The sequence below is a fragment of the Sphingomonas sp. GC_Shp_6 genome (genome assembly GCF_026540835.1).
GTDB lineage: Bacteria > Pseudomonadota > Alphaproteobacteria > Sphingomonadales > Sphingomonadaceae > Sphingomonas.
Map to the genome: position 1 here is coordinate 172,808 of NZ_JALNUO010000005.1, position 23,268 is coordinate 196,075.

The window sequence follows — 23,268 nt, forward strand, 5'->3', positions numbered from 1 at the left end:
ACCGACACCGCCCTTCCCGAACGCCTGGCCCGCGCGATCGCGCTCGCGGGGCCGATGTCGGTCGCGCAATATATGGCAGCGGCGAACGCGCATTATTACGCCACGCGCGATCCGCTGGGCGCGGGCGGCGACTTCACCACCGCGCCGGAGATCAGCCAGATGTTCGGCGAACTGATCGGCCTGTGGTGCGCCGACCTGTGGGACCGCGCGGGCCGCCCGGATGTCGCCTGGGTCGAGCTGGGCCCCGGCCGCGGCACGCTCGCCGCCGATGCGCTGCGCGCCATGGCGAAGGCGGGGCTCGCGCCGCCGGTGCATTTCGTCGAGACGAGCCCCGTGCTGCGCGAGGCCCAGGCGATGCGCGTGCCGGAGGCGCAGTGGCATGATTCGATCGACACGCTGCCGGCCGATCGCGCGCTGATCGTCGTGGCCAACGAGTTCTTCGACGCGCTTCCTATCCGCCAGCTCGTCAAGCGGCAGGGCTGGCACGAGCGGCTGGTCGCCGCGCAAGACACGCTGTTCCTGCCGATCGCAGGCAAGCCGCTGCCCGACGCCGTGATCCCCGAGGCGCTGCGCGACGCCGCGCCGGGGTCGATCATCGAGACCTCGCCCACTTCGGTCGCGGTCATGCGCGGGTTCGCCGGGCGGATCGCACGCGGCGGCGGCGCGCTGCTCGCGATCGATTACGGCTATGAGGGGCCCGCGATCGGCGACACGCTGCAGGCGGTGCGTGGCCATGCGCATGCCAATCCGTTCGCGTCGCCGGGCGAACAGGATCTCACCGCGCATGTCGATTTCGCCACGCTCTCCGCCGCGGCGAAGGGCGCGGGCGCGGTGGCCTGGGGGCCGATCGCGCAGCGCAACCTGCTGGGTGGCCTCGGCATCGACCAGCGCACGGCCACACTCGCCCGCGGCGCGCCCGAACGGGCCGAAGCGCTGCTGGCGGACCGCGCCCGGCTGATGGAGGCGATGGGCGATCTGTTCCGCGCGCTCGCGGTCACCGCGCCTGGGTGGCCCGTGCCGGCAACCTTCGCATGATCGCCTGTCGCGACGCCGTTCCAGCCGATGCCGCGTGCCTCGCCGATCTCAGCACGCGCGCCTTCATCGAGACTTTCGGGCATCTCTATAGCCCCGAGAACCTCGCCGCCTTCCTCGAGAAGCTGAGCGTAGCGCGCTGGGCCGACGAACTGGCCGACCCGGCGCTGCGCGTGCGGCTGGCGGAGGATGAGGGCATCGCCGCCGGCTTCGCCAAGATCGGGCCGCCGTCACTCCCCTTCACGCCGCGGGGCCCGTCGGCCGAGCTGCGCCAGCTCTACGTCCTCACGCCATGGCAGGGTGCCGGCGTGGCGCATCAGTTGATGGACTGGGCGATCGACGCCACCCGGTCGCTTGGCGCCGCCGATCTTTATCTGTCGGTCTTCGTCGACAATGCGCGCGCGCGGCGCTTCTACCAGCGCTATGGCTTCGAGCGGGTCGGCACCTATGATTTCATGGTGGGCACGCACCGCGACGAGGATGATGTGATGAGGCTGGCGTTATGACCGACCCGATCCGCGCGCGTGCACTGGGGGCTTTGCCGCACGGCTTTTTTGGCCGGCGCGGCGGCGTCTCGACGGGTGCCTATGCCAGCCTGAACGTCGGCGTCGGCTCGGACGACGATCCCCAGGCGGTGGCGCAGAACCGGCTGATCGCCACCCGCGCGGTGCGGCCGGGCGCCGCGCTCGTCACGCCCTATCAGGTCCATTCGGCGGATGCGGTCACGATCCTGGTGCCGCCCGCCGATGGCCACCGCCCGCAGGGCGATGCGCTGGTGACCGATCGGCCGGGCCTCGCGCTGGGCATCCTGACCGCGGACTGCGCGCCGGTGCTGCTGGCCGATGCGCAGGCGGGCGTGGTCGCCGCCGCCCATGCCGGGTGGAAGGGCGCGATCGGCGGGATCACCGACACGACGATCCTGGCGATGGAGGCGATCGGCGCCGATCGCGGCCGGATCGTCGCCGCGATCGGCCCCTGCATCGCACGCGCCTCCTACGAGGTCGATGCCGCGTTTCTGCGCCGCTTCGCCGCGGACGATCCCGAAAACGAGCGTTTCTTCGCCGATGGCCGCCGCGCCGACCATTACCAGTTCGATCTCGAGGCCTATGTCGCGCACCGGCTGGCCGGGGCGGGGGTCGGCCGGATCGAGGCGCTGGGGATCGACACCTATGCCGATGCGGACGGCTTCTTCAGCTATCGGCGCGCCACGCACCACGGCGAAGGCGACAATGGCCGCCAGATCGCGATCATCGCGGTGGAATAGTTTCGCCCGACACCATCTCCGGGCCTATGCGTTCTGCAACCGAGGAGAATGGCGATGCCCGAATTCGACGAGACCGAAGCCGACCTGACCGGCGTTGCGCCGCGAATCGCGCCCAAGCCGACGGTCGAGCAAATCGGCGGCCGCAAGCTGAAGCCCTCCACGCTGATGATGGGCCACGGCTATGATCCGATGCTGTCGGAAGGGTCGCTGAAGCCGCCGATCTTCCTCACCTCCACCTTCGTCTTCCCCAATGCCGCGGCGGGCAAGCGCCATTTCGAGGGCGTGACCGGCAAGCGCCCGGGCGGCGCGGAGGGGCTGGTCTATTCGCGCTTCAACGGCCCGAACCAGGAAATCCTGGAGGATCGCCTGGGCGTCTGGGAAGAGGCGGAGGATGCGCTCGCCTTTTCGAGCGGCATGTCGGCGATCGCCACGCTGTTCCTGGCGATGGTGAAGCCGGGCGACACGATCGTCCATTCGGGCCCGCTCTATGCCGCCACCGAAACGCTGATCGGCCGTATCCTAGGCAAGTTCGGCGTGAAATGGCTCGATTTCCCCGCCGGCGCCACGCGCGAGGAGATCGACGCGGTGCTGGGCGAGGCGGCCAGGGGCCATGTCGCGCTGATTTATCTGGAAAGCCCGGCGAATCCCACCAACGCGCTGGTCGACGTGGAGGCGGTCGCCGCCAGCCGCGACGCGATCTTCGGTGACGAGAAGCCGCCGATCGCGATCGACAACACGTTTCTCGGGCCGCTCTGGCACCAGCCGCTGAAGCACGGCGCCGATATCGTGGTCTACAGCCTGACCAAATATGCCGGCGGGCACAGCGACCTGGTGGCGGGCGGCGTGCTGGGGTCGAAGGCGCATATCGACGTGATCCGATCGATGCGCAACACGATCGGCACGATCACCGATCCCAACACCGCATGGATGCTGCTCCGCAGCCTTGAGACGCTCGAGCTGCGGATGAGCCGCGCCGGCGAGAATGCGGTGAAGGTCTGCGCCTTCCTGCGCGACCATCCCAAGGTGGAGCGCGTCGGCTATCTGGGTTTCCTGGCGGACACGCCGGGCATGGAGCGGCAGGCCGATATCTATCGGCGCCACTGCACCGGTGCCGGCTCCACCTTCTCGCTCCTCGTCAAGGGCGGCGAGACCGAAGCCTTCGCGTTTCTCGACGCGCTCAAGATCGCCAAGCTCGCGGTCAGCCTTGGGGGCACCGAGACTCTGGCCAGCCACCCCGCCGCGATGACTCATCTGTCGGTGCCCGAGGCGCGCAAACAGGCGCTCGGCATCACCGACAATCTGGTGCGCATCTCGATCGGCGTCGAGGATGCCGATGATCTGATCGCGGACTTCGACCAGGCGCTGGCGGCGGTGTAGGCTCGCGCCCTTGCCTCGATGCTGCATCGCGGCGATGATGCGGGCATGACCATGCCCGACTTCATCGCCGGCCTGCCCAAGGCCGAACTTCATCTCCATATCGAGGGAAGCCTCGAGCCCGAGCTGATGTTCGCGCTGGCACGGCGCAACGGCGTGGACATTCCGTTCGCCGATGTCGAGGCGGTGCGCGCCGCCTACAGCTTCTCGCGGTTGCAGGATTTTCTCGACATTTATTACAAGGGCGCGGACGTGCTGCGCGAGGAGCGCGACTTCCACGATCTCGCCATCGCCTATTTCGATCGCGCCGCGGCGGACGGCGTGGTCCATGCCGAGATCATGTTCGATCCGCAGACCCACACCGCGCGCGGGATCGCGTTCGACACGGTGATCCGCGGCCTGCTCTCGGGCATGGCGGAGGCGGAGGCGCGCCACGGGCTCACCTCGGCGCTGATCCTGTGCTTCCTGCGCCATCTCGACGAGGCGGATGCGTTCGCGACGCTGGAGATGGCGAAGCCCTGGGTGGACCGGATCGCCGCAGTAGGCCTCGATTCCTCCGAGCTCGGCCATCCCCCCGCCAAGTTCGCGCGCGTCTTCGCCGCCGCCGCCGCGCTCGGCCTGCGCCGCGTGGCGCATGCCGGCGAGGAGGGACCACCGGAATATGTCCACGAAGCGCTCGACCTGCTGCACATCGATCGGCTCGACCATGGCAATCGCAGCCTGGAGGATCCCGTGCTCGTGGCCCGCCTCGCACGCGAGGGGATGACGCTGACGGTGTGCCCGCTGTCCAACCTGAAGCTCTGCGTGGTCGACACGATGGACGCGCATCCGATCGACCGGATGCTGCGCGAGGGGCTGCGCGCGACGATCAATTCAGACGATCCCGCCTATTTCGGCGGCTATATCGCCGACAATTACCGTGCGGCCGCCGATGCGCGCGGGCTCGACCGGCGCGATCTCGCGACGCTCGCGCGCAACAGCTTCCTTGGCAGCTTCCTGCCCGACGCGGCGGTGGCAAAGCACCTCGCCGCGCTCGACGCCTATGTCGCCGCCGCCTGATGCCGGTCTTCACGCACGTCCCGCAGGACGAGTTCGTCGCCGGCGTGAAGACGCTGGCCGCGGCCCTCGCCGCCGATCCGGCATGGACGCCCGATTTCCTGATCGGCGTCGGCCGCGGCGGGCTGGTGCCTGCGGTGTTCCTCAGCCATGCGAGCGGCCTGCCGATGCTGTCGGTCGATTATTCGAGCCAGGTGGAAGAATTTGCCGAAGCCCCGCTCGCTAGGCTTGCCGATCGCACCCGCGCGGGCGAGCGGCTGTTGTTCCTCGACGACATCAACGATTCGGGGCGGACCATCGCCCGGCTCCGCGCGGCGCTCGCCGCCGGGAATGCGGCGCCGGGCGCGGTGCGCTTCGCGGTGCTGATCGACAATCGCAGCTCGACCGAAGGCGTCGACTACCGCGCGCGAACGATCGACCGCGCCGTCACCAAGGACTGGTTCGTCTTTCCCTGGGAGGCGGTGGCGCCGCAGGCCGCACTCGACGGCGATGCCGCCGCGGTGCCCGAACGCATCGCCTGACCGCCGGCAGCGCGCGTCAGCCGTCGCTGGCGCGCTCGATATCGGCGCCCACCGCGGACAACTTTTCCTCCAGCCGTTCATAGCCGCGATCGAGGTGATAGACGCGGCTGACCTGCGTCTCGCCCTCGGCCGCGAGCCCCGCCAGGATCAGGCTCATCGACGCACGCAGATCGGTCGCCATCACCGGGGCGCCGGTCAGCGTCGGCACGCCGCGCACCACCGCGGTGCGCCCGCTGACATGGATGTCGGCGCCCATCCGCGCGAGTTCGGGCACGTGCATGTAGCGGTTCTCGAAGATCGTCTCGGTCAGCACGCTGGCGCCGTCCGCCTTGCACAGCATCGCCATGAACTGCGCCTGCATGTCGGTCGCGAAGCCCGGATAGGGCGCGGTCGACAGCGTCAGGGGCCTTAGCGGCCCGTCCGCGGAGACGCGCAGGCCGTCGTTCAGCGGCTCGACCGACACGCCCGCCTCGACCAGCGCGGTGATCGTCGCGCCCATGTCCTCGGCCGCCACGCCGATCAGGTCGAGGCTGCCGCCGGTGATCGCGGCGGCACAGGCATAGCTGCCCGCCTCGATCCGGTCGGGCATCACGCGGTAGGTGGCGCCGTGCAGCCGATCCACGCCCTCGATCTCCAGCGTCTCGGTGCCGATGCCCGCGATCCGCGCGCCCATGGCGACGAGGCAGTTGCACAGATCGACGATCTCGGGCTCGCGCGCGGCATTCTCGATCCGGCTCGATCCGCGCGCCGTCACCGCCGCCATCACCACATTCTCGGTCGCGCCGACCGACACCACGGGAAAGCTGTAGCGCCCGCCCGCAAGACGCCCGCCGGGCGCGGTCGCCTTGACGTAACCCGCCGCCAGCTCGATCTGCGCGCCGATCGCCTCCAGCGCCTTCAGGTGCAGGTCGATGGGGCGATTGCCGATCGCGCAGCCGCCGGGCAGCGACACCGTCGCCTCGCCCGCGCGTGCCAGGATCGGCCCCAGCACCAGGATCGACGCGCGCATCTTGCGCACGATGTCATAGGGCGCCTCGGTCGAGGTGAGCCGCCCGGTGCGGATCGTCATCACCCGGCCGAAATCCTCGGGCCGCGAACCCTCGATCTTGGTCGAGGCGCCGAGCTGGTTGAGCAGATGCCCGAACCCGTCGACATCGGCCAGCCGCGGCAGGTTGCGCAACGTCATCGGTTCGTCGGTAAGCAGCGCGCAGGGCATCAGCGTGAGCGCGGCGTTCTTGGCGCCGGAGATCGGCAGGCGGCCATTCAGGCGGTTGCCGCCACGGATGAGGATACGGTCCATCACCCCCGTCTATCGCGCCCTGCCGATCGTGCAAGCCGCGCCGCACCCGACCGGCGCTTGATATATTTTAATGCGCGGGTTTCGGCGCTTTGCTTTCAGCCGGGTACATGGGGGGAACATCTGAGTGCCCGAACGTTACTTCGCCGAGCGGCTTGGCGATCTTATCGAACTCACGCCGGACGAACGCGTCGCGATCGACCAGCTGACCGAACGCGAGCGCATCGTGCGCCGCGGGCAAATTCTTCTGCGCGAACACGACCCGGTCACCGAGCTGTTCGTACTGAAAAGCGGCATGATGATGAGCTATGTGCTGCTCCACGACGGCAGCCGGCAGATCCTGCGTTTTCTGTTCCCCGGCGACCTGCTCGCGCTGTCGGCGCTCGCCTATCGCCAGTCGCCCGAGACGCTGACCGCGCTCACCGATTGCACCGTGTGCCCCTTCGAGCGCGGCGCCTTCACGCGTGTGCTCGGCGAGCATCCCCGGCTCGCCACTGCGGTGATCGTGCTGAACCAGATCGAGCGCGTCGCCCTCACCGACCGGCTGGCGGGCCTGGGGCGGACGTCGGCCAAGGCCCGCATCGCCGCGCTGCTGCTCGAGATCCGCGATCGCCTCGCCCGCACCAACCGCGCGATCGGCAAGACCTTCGTGCTGGGGCTGACCCAGGAGGAGATCGGCGACGCGACGGGGCTCACCTCGGTCCATGTCAACCGCATGTTGCGCGAACTGGAAGACGAGGGGCTGATCGCACGCGACGGCGGCCGGGTCACGCTGCTCGACGAACGAACGCTCGCGCGCGCCGCGCATTATGCCGATCGCACGACCAAGCGCGATTTCGGCTGGCTGGCCGCCGATACCTGACCGATCCGCGGGGGCGCCGCGCCGTTACGCCTTTTCCAGCGTGCATTGCAGCGGATGCTGATTCTGCCGGGCGAAATCCATCACCTGGCCCACCTTGGTCTCGGCGACTTCGTAGCTGAAGACCCCGCAGACCCCCACGCCCTTCTGGTGGACGTGGAGCATCACGCGCGTGGCGGCTTCCATGTCCATCCGGAAGAAGCGCTGGAGGCACAGCACGACGAATTCCATCGGGGTGTAATCGTCGTTGAGCATCAGGACGCGGTAGGGCGTCGGCTGCTTGGTCCGGCTGCGCGTCTTGGTCGCGATCCCGATCCCGGTGCCGTCGTCCTGATCGTCGCGGCGTTCGGCCATATGAATGATTGGGGCTTGCATGATGTGCCCTGAAATATGGCACGCCCCGCCCTCAGGGCAAGGGCCGATGACGTGGAAAAGGGCGGCCGTCCGTTCCGACGACCGCCCTTTTCCGACGTCCAGGCGATCGGCGCTCAGGCGGCGATCTTCATCTTCTCGGCGGCGAGCGCGACGCGGTTCGAAATCGGCTGCGCGACCTCGCCGGCCAGCTTCAGCATCGTCTCGGTGTTCTTCGACGTCTCGGCGACCATCGAGTCGAACATCTGGCGCATGAAATCGCTCTGGAGCTTCAGGAACTCGGTCGGCGACTTCACGCTGGCCATGGTTCGCGCGGCGGCGGCGACGCCCTCGAACGACTTGCGGCCGTAATCCGCGGCGTCCTGGCCGATCGTCTCGAAACCGCGCGCCGCGATCTTCGACGATTCGACGATCGCCTCGACATTGCCCTTGCCGAAGGCGTTCAGCTCTTCGATCATCTTCGCGCCCTTTTCCATTGCGCCCTTGGCACGATCGTTCAGATCGCCGAACACGGCCTGGGCCTTGTCCTGAACGTCGGCGGTGGTGTCGGCGGCGGCGGTGAACGTGCTGCTGTCCATGATGCTATCCTCGTGCGTGGGGGCCGCGGGGATCGCGGCGGCTGTGGTTTCGGTAACGGGCAAAGCCCTGGGCTTGGCCCGGCTCCGCTTGGGATTGGCGAAGGGCACGCCGCTGTCGACGGGGCCCGCATGCGCGATCGTCTCGACGATCGCCGCCTGGGCGGCGTCGGCATCAGCCTCGGGGGTGATCGGCGTCTCGGCGTTCACAGTCCTGCTCCAATCCTCTGCTGCAGTGCACAATAAACGTTCGACGATTTGGTTGCAAGCGGCTTATGTTGCAGCGCACCATTTTCTCACCGCATCCGAACATAGTCGCCGGGCGCGTCGGCGAGCGGCGGATAGGCGCCCTCTCCCGGGATCCGCGCACCGTCCGCCGCGACGCTGTCCGCGCCGTGGCCGCGCAGCCAGGCGAGCCAGTGCGGCCACCAGCTCCCCTTCGTCTCGGTGGCGCCCGCGAGGAATTCACCGACCGTCCCGGTGCGATCCGGGTTGGTCCAAAATTGGTATTTGCCCGAGGCGGGCGGGTTCACGACGCCTGCGATATGGCCCGACCCCGCGAGCACGAACGTGACCGGCCCCGACAGGGCATGAGTCAGCTTGAACACGCTGGCGGCAGGCGCGATGTGATCCTCGCGCCCCGCCTGGACATAGGCGGGCGTCGTCACGCGCCGCAGATCGATCGCCACCCCGCCCACCGACAGCGCGTCCGGCTCGATCAGCCGGTTGTCGCGGTAGAGATCGGCGAGATAGCTGCGGTGCCAGGTGCCCGGCAGATTGGTGGTGTCGCCGTTCCAGTGGAGCAGGTCGAACGCCGCATAGTCGTTGCCGAGCAGATAATTGTTGGTGACGTAGTTCCAGATCAGATCCTGGCCGCGGAGCGCGTTGAACGTCATCGCCATGAACCGCCCGTCGAGGAACCCGTCGGGCGACAATTGATCGGTCAGCGCGATCAGCGCATCGTCCACCAGCAGTTTCAGCTCGCCGGCCTCGGAGAAATCGACCTGCGCGGTGAAGAAGGTGGCGCTCGCCACCCGGTCGGCTTCGCCGCACGCCGCCTGCACCGCGAGCGTGGCGGCAAGGGTGGTGCCCGCCACGCAATAGCCGATGGCATGGACCGCGGGCACCGCCAGCAGCGCGCGCACCGCATCGATCGCCCCGCGCTGCGCCGCGACATAATCGTCCCAGGCGACATCGGCCATGCTCGCATCCGCCGATTTCCACGAGACCATGAAGACGGAGAGCCCCTCGCCCACCGCCCAGCGGATGAAGCTTTTCTCGGGCGTCAGATCGAGGATGTAGAAGCGGTTGATCCAAGGCGGAAAGATCACGAGCGGGATCGCCAGCACCGAGGGCGTCGTCGGCGCGTAATGGATGAGCTCGTAGAGCGGTGTGCGCAGGATCACCTTGCCGGGCGTGGTGGCCAGGTTGCGGCCCAGCTCGAACGCGCCGGGGGCGACGTGCGTCATCTGCCCGCGCGACAGGTCGCCGAGCAGATTGGCGAGCCCCTTCAGCAGATTCTCGCCGCCGGTCTCGATCGTCTTCGCGATCACTTCGGGGTTGGTCGCGGCGAAGTTGCTCGGGCTCATCGCATCGATCCAGCCGCGCACCCCGAAGCGCAGCCGATCGCGCTGCGCCGGATCGATCCCCTCCAGCGCGTCGATGCTGGCGAACACCTGTTCCGCGATCAGGCCATAGCTGCGGCGGATGGTCGCGAAGAGCGGATCGTCGCGCCACGCATCCGCCTTGAAGCGCCGGTCGCGCTCGGGTGCCGCCGGTGTCTTGGATGCCGGCTCGGCGGGGAGCAGCATGCGCTGCCACAGCGTCATTCCCTCGATCCAGCCGTCGCGCAGGCGTTCCAGCGTGGCGGGATCGGTGAAGCCCGGGATCCCCGGCAGGCCGGCGGGCACCGCGAACCGCTCTTGCAGCATCCGCTGCGCATCGCCGATCACGGCGGCCCAATGGCGCGGATCGGCCAGGTTCGGCGGTTCGGGCGCATCGACCATGGACATCCTCTCGCGTTGGATTCGCAGTCTAGCGACAAGAACGCGCGACGTCATGCGTCGGCCGCAGCGACGGCACGAGACGCCCCCTCCGCCTTTCGCGCCCGCACCGGCTGGGTTAGGAAGCCCATTCACGAAAGGCCCATCCATGTCCGACGACGAGTTCTACCGCATCAAGCGCCTGCCCCCCTATGTCATCGCCGAGGTGAACGGCATGCGGGCGGCGGCGCGCGCGGGCGGCGAGGACATCATCGATCTGGGCATGGGCAATCCCGATCTGCCGCCGCCGCCGCACGTGATCGAAAAGCTGATCGAGGTGGCGAGCAAGCCCGACGCGCACGGCTATTCGCAATCGAAGGGCATTCCGGGCCTGCGCCGCGCCCAGGCCAATTATTACGGCCGCCGCTTCGGCGTGGACATCGATCCCGAGACCGAGGTCGTCGTCACCATGGGTTCGAAGGAGGGGCTGGCGAGCCTCGCCACCGCGATCACCGCACCGGGCGACGTGGTGCTGGCGCCCAACCCCAGCTATCCCATTCACACCTTCGGCTTCATCATCGCCGGCGCCACGATCCGCGCGGTGCCGACGACGCCCGACGACGCCTATTTCGCAAGCCTGGAGCGCGCGATGGCGTTCACCGTGCCGCGCCCCAGCGTGTTGGTGGTCAACTATCCGTCCAACCCCACCGCCGAGACGGTCGATCTCGCCTTCTACGAACGGCTCGTCGCCTGGGCGCGCGAGAACCAGGTGTGGATCGTCTCCGACCTCGCCTATTCCGAACTGTATTTCGACGGCAAGCCGACCGTGTCGATCCTGCAGGTGAAGGACGCCAAGGACGTCGCGATCGAATTCACCTCGCTCAGCAAGACCTATTCGATGGCCGGCTGGCGGATGGGCTTCGCGGTCGGCAACAAGAAGCTGATCGCGGCGATGACGCGGGTGAAATCCTATCTCGATTACGGCGCGTTCACCCCGATCCAGGCAGCGGCCTGCGCCGCGCTCAACGGCCCGCAGGACATCGTCGAGAAGAACCGCCAGCTCTATCACAAGCGCCGCGACGTGCTGGTCGAGAGCTTCGCGCGCGCCGGCTGGGACATTCCCTCGCCCGCGGCGTCGATGTTCGCCTGGGCGCCGCTGCCGCCGGCGCTCGCGCACCTAGGCAGCCTTGAGTTCTCCAAACAATTACTCACCCGCGCACACGTCGCGGTCGCGCCGGGCGTCGGCTATGGCGAGAACGGCGAAGGCTTCGTAAGGATCGCGATGGTGGAGAACGAACAACGGCTGCGGCAGGCCGCGCGCAACGTGCGCCGCTATCTCGCCAGCATGGGCGTCAACACGCCTACGCAGACGCCGGGCTGAGCGTCCTGCACATCAATCCCTATTATTCGATCGCCGGCGTCGTCGTCGGGCTGCTCGTCGGGCTGACGGGCGTCGGCGGCGGATCGCTGATGACGCCGCTGCTCGTGCTGGTGTTCGGCTTCCATCCGGCGACTGCGGTCGGCACTGATCTTCTCTATGCGTCGGCCACCAAGACGGTGGGCACGACGGTGCATGGCTGGCGCGGCACGGTCGACTGGCGCGTCGTGCGGCGGCTCGCCACCGGCAGCATCCCGGCGACGCTCGTCACCTTGCTCCTGCTCGGCCATGCTGGCGAGCGGTCGGCGGCGGTCGACCACGTCATCACGGTGGTGCTCGGCACCACCCTGGTCGTCACCGCGATCGCCACCCTGTTCCGCGCGCGTCTGGTCGGATGGCTGACGCCGCGCATCGGTACGGTAGAGGGGCCAAACCGCGCCGCGCTCACCATCCTGCTCGGCGCGCTGCTGGGCGTGCTGGTGTCGCTCACCTCGGTCGGCGCGGGCGCATTGGGGATGACGGCGCTGCTCGTGCTCTATCCGCAATTGCCGATCAACCGGCTGGTGGGATCCGACATCGCCCATGCGGTGCCCCTGACGCTCGTCGCCGGGCTCGGTCATTGGGCGCTCGGCGCGGTCGATCTCGCGCTGCTCGGATCGCTGCTGACGGGATCGATCCCGGGTATCGTCGCGGGCAGCCTGCTGGCCTCGCGCGTGCCCGATCGCGTGCTCGGGCCGATCCTCGCGGCGACTCTCGCGGTGGTGGGCGCCAAGCTGCTGCTCTGAATGAAGACGGCGCTTGAGAGGGATGGCGTTATCTCGCTCCGTTCGTGCCGGGCCTGCCCAAGCACGTTTTCCGCAGGCGAGCCTTCGCAATGCGGGACAGGCTCAAACGGCGCTGTGTGACTACACCCGCACCGCGCCCGCCGCGCGGACGTCCGCGATGGTCGGATAGCCGTTCACCGCCATCAGCAGATCCGCCTCCGCCAGCAGGCAGCGCAGCACATGCGCGCAGCCCGCCGCGCCGTCGAGCGCAAGGCCATAGGCATAAGGCCGCCCCACCCCGACGGCCCGCGCGCCCATCGCCAGCGCCTTCACGATATCGGTGCCCGATCGCACGCCCGAATCGAACAGCACGGGCACGTCGCCCGCCGCCTCGACCACGGCGGGCAGCAGGTCGATCGCAGCGATCCCGCCATTTGCCTGGCGCCCGCCATGGTTGGAGCAATAGATCCCGTCCGCGCCCTCGCCCACCGCGCGGCGGGCATCGTCGGGATGGCAGATCCCCTTCAGGACGATCGGCAGCGTGGTCAGCGAGCGCAGCCACGGCATGTCAGCCCAGGTGAGCACCTTGCCGAAGGTCTGCGCCCACGCCTGGATCGCGGCGGCGGGGTCCTGCTCGGGCGGCTTGGCAAGCCGGGCGCGAAAGACCGAGTCGGTGAAATAATTGCGCAGCACCGCGCCGCGCAATTGCGGGAAGTTCGCGACGTTCAGGTCGCGTGGCCGCCAGCCCGTCACCCAGGTGTCGAGCGTCACCACGATGCCCTTGTACCCCGCCGCCTCCGCGCGCGACACGAGGCTGGCGGCGAGGTCCTTGTCCTTGGGGGTGTAGAGCTGGAACAGGCCGGGCGTGTCGCCGCATGCCGCGGCCACGTCCTCGAGCGGATCGTTGGAGAGCGTGGAGGCGATCAGCGGCACCCCCGTCTCGGCGGCGGCGCGCGCGGCGGCCAGGTCGCCATGCCCGTCCTGCGTGCAGATCCCGATCACCCCCACCGGCGCCATGAACAAGGGCGACGGCAGCGCCATGCCGAACAGATCGACCGACAGATCGCGCCGCGTCGCGTCCACCATCATCCGCGGCACCATGCCCCAATGGCCGAACGCGTCCGCGTTGCGGCGCTGCGTTTGTTCGTCGCCGCAGCCGCCCTGGACATAGGTGAGCACCTGGGGCGGCATCGCCGCGGTGGCGCGCGCCTCCAGCAGCGCGAAATCGACGGGCACGCGCGGCACGATGCCGGCAAGCCCCGCGCCGTAGATCGTGTTCTGGTAGTCACCATAATGGGGCATGGTTCGGATCCTCTGCGCCCCGTCTCGCCGCGGGGTCCGCGCCAGCCTGCCCCCGCGCGCCCGCTACTGCAAGCCGTGCCGCACCAGCATCGCCGCCGGATCCGGATCGCGGCCCATGAACGCGCGGAAGCTGTCGATCGCCGGGCGGCTCGCCCCGCGCGACAGGATCTCTGCACGCAGCCGATCGCCCGTCTTGCGGTCGACCAGCCCCGCCACCACGAACGCGCCGAACGCGTCGGCGGCGAGCAGCTCGGCCCAGAGATAGCTGTAATAGCCCGCCGCATAACCGCCCGCGAAGATGTGGCTGAAGCCATGCGCGAAACGGTGCCACTCGGGCGGCCGCGTCACCGCCACCTCGTCGCGCACCGCATCGTGCACGGCGATCGGATCGTCGCCGAGCGTGCCCAGATGCAGCAGCAGGTCGAACATCGCGAATTCCACCTGGCGCAGCAGCCCCAGCCCCGCCTGGAAGCGCCGCGCGCCGAGCATCCGTTCGAACAGATCGGCCGGCAGCGGCTCGCCCGTCCGATAATGGCCCGACATCCCCGTCAGCACCTTCGGATCCCAGGCGAAGTCTTCCATCAACTGGCTCGGCAGCTCGACCGCATCCCATTCGAAGCCGGTGATACCGCCGATGATCGGCCGCTCGATCAGGCCGAACAGATGGTGGAGGCAGTGGCCGGTCTCGTGCAGCAGCGTGCCGACGTCGTTGTGGCTCAGCAGCGAGGGCGTCGTCTCGCCCGCCGGCGCGAAGTTGCAGGTGAGATAGGCGACCGGCACGCCCGATCGCTCGCCGTCCGCGATGCGCGATCGCGCCTGCGCCATCCATGCGCCGCCCCGCTTGCCGGTGCGTGCGTGGAGATCGACGTACAGCCCGGCGAATACGCTGCCATCTGCATCGCGCAGATCGTAGAAATGCGCATCGGCATGCCACAATGCCACGTCGGTGCGCTCCACCAGCGTGATCCCGAACAGGTCGGTCAGCAGCGTCTTCCACCCTGCGACGACGCGCTCGACCGGGAAATAGGCGCGCACCGCCTGCTCGTCGATCGCGTAGCGCGCCTGGCGCAGGCGATTGGAGGCGAAGCCCATGTCCCAGGGCTGGAGATCGGCGATGCCCAGATGCTCGGCGGCATAGGCGCGCACTTCGGCCAGCTCGGCCTCGGCAAACGGCCGCGCGCGCCGTGCGAGGTCGCGCAGGAAGGCGAGGATCTCGTCAGCATCCTCGGCCATCTTGGTCGACAGCGATAGGGCGACGGGATCGGCATAGCCGAGCAGCGCGGCGCTTTCGCGGCGCAGCTCGAGGATGCGCGCGATCCGCGGGCCGTTGTCGTATGCGCCGGCGTTCGGTCCCTGATCGGACGCGCGCGTGCCATAGGCACGGTAGACGCGCGCGCGCAGATCGCGGTTTTCGCAGAAGCTGAGGATCGCGCTGACGCTCGGCTGCTGGAGCGTCACGAGCCAGCCCTCCAGCCCCTTGGCCCGCGCCGCCGCGGCGAACATGTCCTTGTCCGCATCCGACAGGCCGGCGAGCAGCGCGGGGTCGGTGACGTGCTCGCTCCACGCCTCGGTCGCGTCCAGCACGGCGCTCGAAAAGGCGTTGGCCAATGCCGACAGCTCGACCTGCACCGCACCGAAGCGTTCGCGCGCCGCCGCGTCCAGACCGACGCCCGACTGTTCGAAACCGCGGATCGCGCGGATCACCGCGGCCTGGTCCACCCCCGACAGATCGGCGAAGCCCGACGAATCACGCAGCGCGGTCAGCACTTCGAACAGCTCGCGATTCTGCCCCATCCGCATGCTGGTCTCGACGAGCCGCTGCTGCCCCTCGGCATGCGCGGCGCGCAGCGCGGGCGTGTCCGCCACGCCGTGCAGGTGCGACACGGTGGACCATAGCGCGTCGAGATCGGTGTCGATCCGCTCCAGCGGCAGCCAGGCGGCGGCGAAATCCGTAGGCCGCGCGGCGACCAGGCCGTCGACCGCGGCGTCCTGCCGCGCGATCAGTGCGTCGAGCGCGGGAGCGATCTGCTCCGGCGCGAATTCGGTGAAACGGGGCAGGGAAACGGTGTCGAGCAGCGGATTCATGCGGGTTCCTCGTAGATCGCCACTATCTGGCCGCCGGCACCACGTCCCACAAGGGGTCGCTCACTGGGGACCGCTCACCGGGGTTCGGCTGCCGGCCGGACGAAGCGCCGGTCGCGCCGCAGCCACGCGACCGCGATGGTGCCCTCGCGCGGGGTGGCGAACACCGGCCGGTAATCGCGGGCGAGCGCGGCGGCGACGATGGCGTGCGTATCGGGATTCCACGGCGCGAGGGGCGCGGCGAGCGTCACGACGACGGGCGGGCGCTTGGCCATGATCCGGCGCACCTCGGCCGCCTCGTCCACCCCGCTCGCGCCCTGTTCGGGGGCATAGGCGAGCATCGAGGGAAAGGCATAGGCGGTGGGCGTGCACGCATGGGCGAGCAGATAGGTGACCGAATCGCCGGCAAAGACATAGGGGCAGCCGCCGGCGTCGTTCGCCGCCACCACGCGGCCCAGCGCCCGCGCGCCCGCGGCGTCGTTCGGCCGCAGCACCGCCTTGGCCACCAGCACCGCCATGCCGGCGGCGACCACCGCCGCCATCACGCGCGGCCGGCGCGCGAAGGTCGGCGCCGCCAGGATCGCGAGCGGCGCCACCAGGGGCAGCGCGTAATGATCGAAGAACGCGCCGATCATGACGTAACCCACCAGCCCCGCCGCGAGCCAGCCGAGCGCGATCCGCATTTCGGGCGTGCGCACGCGCCGCGTGGTGACCGCGGCGCACAGCACCAGCGGCGCGAGCTGCGCCCAGGTGCCCGACAGCCGCCCGACGATCTTGGCGGCAGGATAACCGCGGCGAAGCTGCACCGATCCGAAATTGGAAAACCAGAACAGGTCGAACACCGCCCGGCTGCGCATCGCGAAATCGGCGACGACCAGCGCGGTGGGTAACACGCCGAGCGCGATCCACAGCAACGCCGCGGGCACGATTCCCCACCGCGCCCCGGCCCTGCGGAGATACCGGAGATGGACGATCCCGAAGAACGCGCCCTCGACGAACGGCGTGTATTTGGTCTGGATCGCCAGGCCCGCCAGCAGGCACGCCGCCGCGCCGTTCGCGACGATCGCGCGCCGGGTGGCGAGCCCCGGCAGCCGCAGCGTCAGCAGCGCGGCCCCCGTCATGAACAGATTGTAGAACACCGGCGACTGCCCGCCCCGCCCGCTCAGCAGCGGCAGCCAGACGAGATAGGCGAGCCCCGCCCCCAAAGCGGCCAGCCGGCCCGCGCCCAGCATCCGCGCGCCCTTCGCCACCAGCATCGCGGTGGCGGCGGCGAAGAGCGTGGCGACGATCTGATAGGCGAGGATCCCGTCGCCCGGCAGCAGCCGCATCGCCGCATAGATCAGGAACAGACCGACGGGCTTGCGGTCCCACAGATCGACATAGGGCACCGCGCCGTGCAGCATCCGGTCGCCCACCAGCAGATAATATTGCTCGTCGACATGGATCACGGGATTGCCGAATTCCCAGCCCCTGAGCGCGAAGGCCGCGAGCAGCAGCAGCAGCGTGGCCGCATCCGCACGGCCCCGGTTCGATCGGACGTCCAGGGGCCCACTCCTCGCACCGCCGCGGCACCCCGCCGCATCGGCCGTGCAGTTGCCACAGATTGGGTATAAGAACCAACGGGATCTCGCTGCGGATCGGGGCGCGCGGCGTCGTCGTGATGGCGGGAGCCGAACGTGCAGGAAGCGCCCAACGTGCAGGAAGCCGTGCCATGAACCGTCCGATTCGAACCTTGCGCGGCTGGTCGATCCGCACCGCGGCGTTCGCGCACGCGATCGGCGGCGAGGGCACGCTGGTCGCGCGCTTCGGCGCACCGGCGATCGCGCTCGCGGTGCTGGCGGCGGCGGTGTTCGAGCTGCACGCGATGGACTGGCCGATGGTGCTGGCGATGGTGCCGACGCGGCCGCTGTTCTGGCTGGTGTTCGCGGTCGCCTATCTCGTGCCACCGGCGTGCGATTGGCTGATCTATCGCCGGATCTGGGCGATGCCGGCGCGCGGCCTGCTCGCTACGGTGCGCAAGATGGTCGGCAACGAATTGCTGTTCGGCTATGTCGGCGAGGCTTATCTCTATGCCTGGGCGCGGCGCGAGGGCCGGGTAAGCGCGCAGGCGTTCGGCGCGGTGAAGGACGTGTCGATCCTGTCCGCCGCGGTCGGCAACGGCGCCACCGCGCTGGTCGCGATCGCCGCGATCCCGGTGGTGCGCGCGCTTCACCTCCATCTGCCCGTCTGGGCGGTGCTCGTGTCGGGCGTGATCGTGCTCGCCCCGCCCGCCGCCGCGCTGTTCCTGCGCAAGGCGCTGTTCGGCCTGGCGCCGGCGCTGCTCGCCGAGATCACCGTGATCCATGCGGTGCGCGCCACCGCGACGATCGGGCTGACCGCCTTGCTCTGGCACCTCGCGCTGCCGCAGATCGCGGTCGGCTGGTGGCTGGTGTTCTCGGCGATGAAGCTGCTGATCTACCGGCTGCCGCTCATCTCGAACAAGGAGCTGGTGTTCGCCGGCATCACCGCCGCGCTGCTCGGCCGCACCACCGACGTCGCCGCGCTGATGACGATGATGGCCTCGATCCAGGTGGCGACGCATGTGCTGGCCGGTTTGGGCCTCGCCGCCGGGGATCTGGGCGGCGAGATCGCCCGCCGCGTGCGCCGGGCGCGGGGCCCGCACCGGCCGCTCACGCCCGCGCTCTAGGTCCTGCCCGGCCATTGCCGTGATGGGGTTCGCGCCGTAGGGCGTCGCGCCATGAACGATCCCGCCACGATCCGCCGCCTCTATGGCCGCCGCCAAGGCCACAAGCTGCGCGCCGGGCAGGCCGCCCTGGTCGAGGATACGCTCGCCGGCCTCAGCGTGCCCGAAGACGGGCCGATCGACGCGCCGCTGCTGTTCGGCGATGCGCGCCCGCTGCAGCTCGAGATCGGCTTTGGCGCGGGCGAGCATCTGGCCGCGCAGGCGGAGGCCAACCCCGATACCGGCTTCATCGGCTGCGAACCGTTCCTGAACGGCGTGGTCGGCGCGCTCGCCCACGTCCGTGAGCGCGCCCTGACGAATGTGCGCCTGCACATGGGCGACGCGCTCACCGTGATCGAGCGGCTGCCCGATGCCAGCCTGTCGCGCGTTTACCTCCTCCACCCCGATCCGTGGCGCAAGGCGCGCCATGCCAAGCGGCGGATGGTCAATCACGGCCCGCTCGACCTGATCGCGGCGAAGCTTGCGCCGGGCGCCGAATTTCGGCTCGGCACCGACGATCCCACCTATTGCCGCTGGGCGATGATGGTGATGAATACGCGCACCGATTTCGTCTGGCAGGCCCGCGGCCCCGCCGATTTCCTGACGCGCCCTGCCGACTGGCCCGAGACGCGCTACGAACGCAAGGCGCGCCGCCAAGGGCACGAGGTCTGGTATTTCCGGTATATCCGGCGATGATACGCCACGTTCGGCATCCGTTCACGCCTCACTAAGAGGACACCGCTTCCCCTCGTTCCCTTGCTGTTCCCGCAGCTTCCCGCTACGGTGATTGCCAGCGAGGTTCCGATATGGCTACAGGCAAGGCCAACAAGCGGACGGTCGATGCGCTCAAGCCTAGCGCTGGCGTTGCCTTCCTGTGGGACGACGATCTGAAAAGATTTGGGGCCAAGATCACGCCAGCCGGGGCCGTTGCCGATATCTATCAATATCGGATGGGCGGTCGCGAGGCGAAAACGCGCCGCTACACGATAGGCGCCCACGGCTCCCCATGGACGCGACCACTGCCCGAACTGAAGCCGAGCGCCTTGCAGTTCTGGTTGCGCAAGGGAGCGACCCGGCGGAGGCCGACAGAAGCGTCGGCAGGATGCCGTAAACCTCGCCTTTAACGCTTACGCCAACTCCTTCTATGACGGCTCTAAGGGCGATGGCTGGCGCAGACTGGTCGAACGATCGCTGCGGCTACATGCCACGCCCGTGCTTGGCAGCAAGGCGCTTCCAACAATCACGCGGGCCGATGTTGTCCCGGTGTTCGATGCCGGGCCGGTCGCTCAGCAGGCGTGACGGCGTAACGTGTTCGCGATCCTGCGCCGCCTGTTCAAGTGGGCGATCTGGCGCGGGGATCTGATGCGATCCCCGATGGAAGGTATGGAAACGCCTCCACCGGTAAAGGCGCGTGATCGCGTGTTAGCTGACGACGAGCTGCGCCGGGTCTGGCTGGCGGCGTCAAAATCGCATCGCTGTTTTGGGCCAATAGTCCGCCTACTGATCGCCACGGGCAGCGCCGGGAGGAAGTCACGGGCTTGGCGTGGGCGGAACTGGATAGGGCGGCAGCGGTCTGGCGCTTGCCGGGCGAGCGTACAAAGAATGGGGAGCCCACGATATTCCCGCTTCATGCCCTCGCAATCGCCGAATGGACAAGCTGGCAAGGCGCACCGCACGGCATCCAGCCTGCGGGTTAAAAAGGGGATCTTGGCCGCCTGATCGGCCGCACGAAAGGCGGCATGAACACCAAACTTCACGCCGTCAGCGATGCGAATGGCCGCCCTTTGAGCTTCTTCATGACCGCAGGCCAGGTAAGCGATTATACCGGCGCGGCAGCCCTGCTCGACGAGCTGCCCAAGGCACAGTGGCTGCTCGGCGACCGCGGATATGACGCCGGCAGGTTCAGGGACGCTCTCCAGGCCAAGGGCATCCAGCCCTGCATCCCTGGTCGTAAATCTCGGATTGCGCCTATCACGTATGACAAGCGCCGGTACCGCCGGCGCAGCCGCATCGAGATCATGTTCGGGCGTCTGAAGACTGGCGCCGGGTTGCTGCCCGCTACGACCGCTGCCCGACCGTGTTCCTCTCCGCCATCGCTCTCGCTGCCACCGTCATCTTCTGGCTATGACCAATGAGTCCTGAGCCTACGTAAAACAACACGGTAACAATTTGCTGCAATGCTCGCACCTTGCTCACACGGCGCAACTTCCGCAAGACTGACGTATCAGGCGATGCAGAGTTTTCCGTACAAAACAGAATGAGATAAGGTGGTGCCCCACAGAGGACAAAGCTGGGAACTCAGATCATTGGGAAATTGCGATCAGTCGCCGCTGACCTCGCCCTCATCGTCCGGCAGTTCCTCTCGGACGCGCCGGTTGCAAACGTCCTTCAGCACGTCCTCCATCTCGAACAGCAACGCACGACCCTCGTCCGTCTTCCCGTTGGTGTCGTCCTGGTCGGCCGCGAATAGCGCCTTGGCCAGCACGGCTAGGTCCATCAGCGACGCATAGCGCTCCTCACCCAGCTTCTTGCGGACGACCTCGAATCCGCCGGTCAGCGTGTGGAACTCGCTGTCGATGTTACGATTAGGAAAGTCGCCGAGGGGGTCCACGAACGTCGGAGCGTACAGAATCATTGATCCCAGCAGATCGTTGATCTCGCTCAGCGTTGCCGGGATGTAAGGCTTAGGATTGAAGTAGGGGTTCGGTCTGCTCATCGTTTCGTCTCCGGACGAGGAATAGCGTAGGTGTGGTCGGCTCCGAGCTGGCGCGGGCGGATGATGACCACGCGGATCGGACGGAAATCGGAGTCGAAGAATCCTCGAACCTGCGGTGTGCTCAGCGTCTTGCGGGTCAGGGTCACGTCGAACGCCACATCATCGACCCGCGCATCGGGACGGCGATAGGTGAGATCGCCGCCCGAACTGTTGTTCTCCCTCCGATTGACCCGCACCGGCCCAGCACCAGCCGAGTCGATGCCAGATTGATTATAACGCTCACGGAGACTGCGGCGAACCTGCCGATCAACAAAGTTTCCCAGCGCTTCCTGATCGGACAGCTTCGGCGTAAGCCGGCCCGCCTTGAGCAACGCAACTCCTTGATCATATGCCGTATCGGCGTTCCGCTGAACAAATCGCAGCGTCTCCACCTGAAGCGACCCATAATCGCCCCTCACGCGCGCAGTGACTGCAGCGCGCTGAAAACGCAGATCGTTCACCTTCGCTGTCAGGCCCTGTATCGTTTCGATCCGATTGCCGAGCGCGTCGGTCGGCACGATCTCGTCGTAATGCCAGGCAGGATCGATCGCCTTAATCTGAGCGGAAAGCTGCCGCGTTTGGTTTTGCAGCACCTCCGCGGTCATTGCGTCTGCGGGGCCGGTGAGATCGAAAAGTCAGCCAGCGCCCGAAAGCGCGCCGTTGTTCCTCCACGTCAATGTCCATGATGCCGCCCCGCTCCGTTGAGGCCGGAACATAAGAGCAACATTCTCCAACAAGTCAAGCCCAAACCGGCGCGCGCGCGTTCTCGAGCCGCCATCAGGTGCCCAGCTACGTCCTCTACGGTCTTAAATTCTAGAGTGTGGTGCCGCTTACAGGACTCGAACCTGTGACCCCCGCATTACGAAGAACCGGTTCGACTTCTAACTCCTTGGAGTTCAAGAGTTTTCTGCACGGTTTGATGGTTGTTTAACACTCGCAAGGCTTACAATGACAACCGTGCTTATCCCCTGCGCATGCTCGATCACACTCATTGCTCGACCATTCACAACCGGCGGACAAACCGTTTGCGTTGTCTCATTTCCCGGTCAGTTGGACGGACTCGGTCTCAATCAATGGAGATCGATAATGACGCTACTTTCCACCCTCACCTTCAATGCGGCTGACCCGGCTACTGTTCGCATCAAGGGTATCGTAACAATGCGTCAGAAGCTGATTGATCGTATCGATGATCAGATCTCGCTGGCGGAAGCTCGGCAGGCGGGTCAATCGTTCCAAAGGATCAAATATCGCCGCAGCCGAGACCTCGAAAACGATCAGGTTTCTGAAAACGCTATTCCGACCCGTGTCCGGCCATGGTGGATGGAGGATAAAGACGGCTCGATCCTCCTGTGGATCAAGTACGGAAACCACGTTCTCGAACTTCAAAAGGGCAAGGCGGCAATCAGGGTGAAAACCCGTGACAATCTGGTCAGCACGCTGGCCACCGTCCGAGACGCTGTTCGAGCCGGGGAGCTGGACACGGTGATCCTTGCAGCGGTGGCATCGTTCAAAACGCGATTTAGCAAGCCGGAGTGACATGCGATACGAAACAGGCGAGCGTCGTCGGCTGGCAGCTCGCCTGTACGTCGCATTTTGGTGGAAAGCGGAAGGGCAGCTTTCGGCGGAAGGCCAGCCTAGCTGCCGCTACCGGCGGTCACGGTCGGCTCAGGTCACCACCTGCTTGATGAGGTCGTGCGAGACGGGCTGCACCCCGCCGGCGTCGGGCTTCTGCGACTTATAACTGTAGGTCACCTTGCCATAAGCCAGCGAGATGTTCTCGGTCGGGAGATCCCCTTGCCCCCCGCCAATACTCACGTTGGAGACGATAATTCCCTCCATATCGATCTGAAGATAGAGGATCGAGGCATCATCGCCGTCAGAGCGGTAGCACGTCAGTGTTCCCTTGCTTATCTGCTTGCCGTTCCAGCAGTAT

General features: G+C 67.6%; 22 protein-coding genes and 1 pseudogene. 13 read left to right on the plus strand and 10 right to left on the minus strand.

Going from position 1 to position 23,268, the window contains the following annotated elements; genetic code table 11:
- Nucleotides 1-54 precede the first annotated feature (54 nt).
- The 6 genes from OXQ95_RS08910 to OXQ95_RS08935 are packed head-to-tail and all read left to right on the plus strand — an operon-like array spanning nt 55 to nt 5,247.
- Nucleotides 55-1,035 carry an SAM-dependent methyltransferase gene (locus OXQ95_RS08910; protein WP_267381254.1) on the plus strand — a complete coding sequence of 327 codons (981 nt, stop codon included), beginning with the start codon at nt 55-57 and terminating at the stop codon, nt 1,033-1,035.
- Nucleotides 1,032-1,538 (plus strand): GNAT family N-acetyltransferase, encoded by a 507-nt coding sequence (locus OXQ95_RS08915; protein WP_267381231.1) that lies wholly within the window; start codon nt 1,032-1,034, stop codon nt 1,536-1,538. The genes OXQ95_RS08910 and OXQ95_RS08915 overlap by 4 nt, the downstream gene beginning before the upstream one ends.
- Nucleotides 1,535-2,296: a peptidoglycan editing factor PgeF gene (gene pgeF / locus OXQ95_RS08920; protein ID WP_267381232.1), complete on the plus strand. Its 762-nt coding sequence runs from the start codon at nt 1,535-1,537 to the stop codon at nt 2,294-2,296. The genes OXQ95_RS08915 and pgeF overlap by 4 nt, the downstream gene beginning before the upstream one ends.
- 54 nt (nt 2,297-2,350) lie before the next feature.
- Nucleotides 2,351-3,673 (plus strand): cystathionine gamma-synthase family protein, encoded by a 1,323-nt coding sequence (locus OXQ95_RS08925; protein ID WP_242097133.1) that lies wholly within the window; start codon nt 2,351-2,353, stop codon nt 3,671-3,673.
- A gap of 45 nt (nt 3,674-3,718) precedes the next feature.
- On the plus strand, nt 3,719-4,729 hold the full coding sequence (locus tag OXQ95_RS08930) for an adenosine deaminase (RefSeq protein ID WP_267381233.1): 1,011 nt from the start codon (nt 3,719-3,721) through the stop codon (nt 4,727-4,729).
- On the plus strand, nt 4,729-5,247 hold the full coding sequence (locus tag OXQ95_RS08935) for a phosphoribosyltransferase family protein (RefSeq protein ID WP_267381234.1): 519 nt from the start codon (nt 4,729-4,731) through the stop codon (nt 5,245-5,247). Before OXQ95_RS08930 ends, OXQ95_RS08935 begins: the two co-directional genes overlap by 1 nt.
- 16 nt (nt 5,248-5,263) lie before the next feature.
- On the opposite strand, the gene murA is transcribed toward OXQ95_RS08935, so the two are convergent.
- Complete coding sequence (gene murA / locus OXQ95_RS08940) at nt 5,264-6,547, minus strand: UDP-N-acetylglucosamine 1-carboxyvinyltransferase (protein WP_242097130.1); 1,284 nt, start codon at nt 6,545-6,547, stop codon at nt 5,264-5,266.
- A gap of 124 nt (nt 6,548-6,671) precedes the next feature.
- On the opposite strand from murA, the gene OXQ95_RS08945 reads away from it, so the two are divergent.
- On the plus strand, nt 6,672-7,406 hold the full coding sequence (locus tag OXQ95_RS08945) for a Crp/Fnr family transcriptional regulator (protein ID WP_267381235.1): 735 nt from the start codon (nt 6,672-6,674) through the stop codon (nt 7,404-7,406).
- A gap of 24 nt (nt 7,407-7,430) precedes the next feature.
- Here OXQ95_RS08945 and clpS read toward each other — a convergent pair whose 3' ends face one another.
- From clpS to OXQ95_RS08960, 3 genes are all read right to left on the minus strand, one after another.
- Nucleotides 7,431-7,757 carry an ATP-dependent Clp protease adapter ClpS gene (clpS, locus tag OXQ95_RS08950; protein ID WP_242097265.1) on the minus strand — a complete coding sequence of 109 codons (327 nt, stop codon included), beginning with the start codon at nt 7,755-7,757 and terminating at the stop codon, nt 7,431-7,433.
- A 134-nt stretch (nt 7,758-7,891) separates the two neighbouring features.
- Nucleotides 7,892-8,560, minus strand: a complete 669-nt coding sequence (locus OXQ95_RS18805; RefSeq protein WP_267381236.1) for a phasin family protein — start codon at nt 8,558-8,560, stop codon at nt 7,892-7,894.
- A gap of 86 nt (nt 8,561-8,646) precedes the next feature.
- A complete protein-coding gene (locus OXQ95_RS08960; RefSeq protein ID WP_267381237.1) occupies nt 8,647-10,362 on the minus strand; it encodes an alpha/beta fold hydrolase in 1,716 nt (571 codons plus the stop codon).
- Nucleotides 10,363-10,501: 139 nt separating this feature from the next.
- Here OXQ95_RS08960 and OXQ95_RS08965 point away from each other — a divergent pair, with 139 nt between their 5' ends.
- Together OXQ95_RS08965 and OXQ95_RS08970 are read left to right on the plus strand one after the other, a co-directional pair.
- Nucleotides 10,502-11,713 (plus strand): LL-diaminopimelate aminotransferase, encoded by a 1,212-nt coding sequence (locus OXQ95_RS08965; protein WP_242097127.1) that lies wholly within the window; start codon nt 10,502-10,504, stop codon nt 11,711-11,713.
- Nucleotides 11,714-11,718: 5 nt separating this feature from the next.
- The gene (locus tag OXQ95_RS08970) at nt 11,719-12,495 is read left to right on the plus strand and encodes a sulfite exporter TauE/SafE family protein (protein ID WP_242097263.1); all 777 of its coding nucleotides are present in this window, start codon (nt 11,719-11,721) and stop codon (nt 12,493-12,495) included.
- Nucleotides 12,496-12,615: 120 nt separating this feature from the next.
- On the opposite strand, the gene OXQ95_RS08975 is transcribed toward OXQ95_RS08970, so the two are convergent.
- The 3 genes from OXQ95_RS08975 to OXQ95_RS08985 form a co-directional block, all read right to left on the minus strand.
- Nucleotides 12,616-13,776: an alpha-hydroxy-acid oxidizing protein gene (locus tag OXQ95_RS08975; protein ID WP_267381238.1), complete on the minus strand. Its 1,161-nt coding sequence runs from the start codon at nt 13,774-13,776 to the stop codon at nt 12,616-12,618.
- Between the two features lie 63 nt (nt 13,777-13,839).
- Nucleotides 13,840-15,861, minus strand: coding sequence for a M3 family metallopeptidase (locus OXQ95_RS08980; protein ID WP_267381239.1), 2,022 nt, complete (start codon nt 15,859-15,861; stop codon nt 13,840-13,842).
- Nucleotides 15,862-15,935: 74 nt separating this feature from the next.
- Nucleotides 15,936-17,306, minus strand: coding sequence for a hypothetical protein (locus OXQ95_RS08985; RefSeq protein ID WP_267381240.1), 1,371 nt, complete (start codon nt 17,304-17,306; stop codon nt 15,936-15,938).
- A gap of 263 nt (nt 17,307-17,569) precedes the next feature.
- Here OXQ95_RS08985 and OXQ95_RS08990 point away from each other — a divergent pair, with 263 nt between their 5' ends.
- From OXQ95_RS08990 to OXQ95_RS09000, 3 genes and pseudogenes are all read left to right on the plus strand, one after another.
- Nucleotides 17,570-18,544 carry a hypothetical protein gene (locus OXQ95_RS08990; protein ID WP_267381241.1) on the plus strand — a complete coding sequence of 325 codons (975 nt, stop codon included), beginning with the start codon at nt 17,570-17,572 and terminating at the stop codon, nt 18,542-18,544.
- Nucleotides 18,545-18,595: 51 nt separating this feature from the next.
- Nucleotides 18,596-19,276: a tRNA (guanine(46)-N(7))-methyltransferase TrmB gene (locus OXQ95_RS08995; protein WP_267381242.1), complete on the plus strand. Its 681-nt coding sequence runs from the start codon at nt 18,596-18,598 to the stop codon at nt 19,274-19,276.
- 966 nt (nt 19,277-20,242) lie between these two features.
- A pseudogene (locus OXQ95_RS09000) lies at nt 20,243-20,708 on the plus strand (IS5 family transposase); the annotation flags it as partial.
- A 192-nt stretch (nt 20,709-20,900) separates the two neighbouring features.
- On the opposite strand, the gene OXQ95_RS09005 reads toward OXQ95_RS09000, so the two are convergent.
- Nucleotides 20,901-21,296, minus strand: coding sequence for a hypothetical protein (locus tag OXQ95_RS09005; RefSeq protein ID WP_267381243.1), 396 nt, complete (start codon nt 21,294-21,296; stop codon nt 20,901-20,903).
- Nucleotides 21,293-21,940 (minus strand): hypothetical protein, encoded by a 648-nt coding sequence (locus OXQ95_RS09010; protein ID WP_267381244.1) that lies wholly within the window; start codon nt 21,938-21,940, stop codon nt 21,293-21,295. The genes OXQ95_RS09005 and OXQ95_RS09010 overlap by 4 nt, the downstream gene beginning before the upstream one ends.
- 481 nt (nt 21,941-22,421) lie before the next feature.
- Here OXQ95_RS09010 and OXQ95_RS09015 point away from each other — a divergent pair, with 481 nt between their 5' ends.
- Complete coding sequence (locus OXQ95_RS09015; RefSeq protein ID WP_267381245.1) at nt 22,422-22,871, plus strand: DUF6641 family protein; 450 nt, start codon at nt 22,422-22,424, stop codon at nt 22,869-22,871.
- A gap of 129 nt (nt 22,872-23,000) precedes the next feature.
- On the opposite strand, the gene OXQ95_RS09020 is transcribed toward OXQ95_RS09015, so the two are convergent.
- The coding region (locus OXQ95_RS09020) for a type VI secretion system tube protein Hcp (protein ID WP_267381246.1) at nt 23,001-23,268 on the minus strand (268 nt) is incomplete at its 5' end.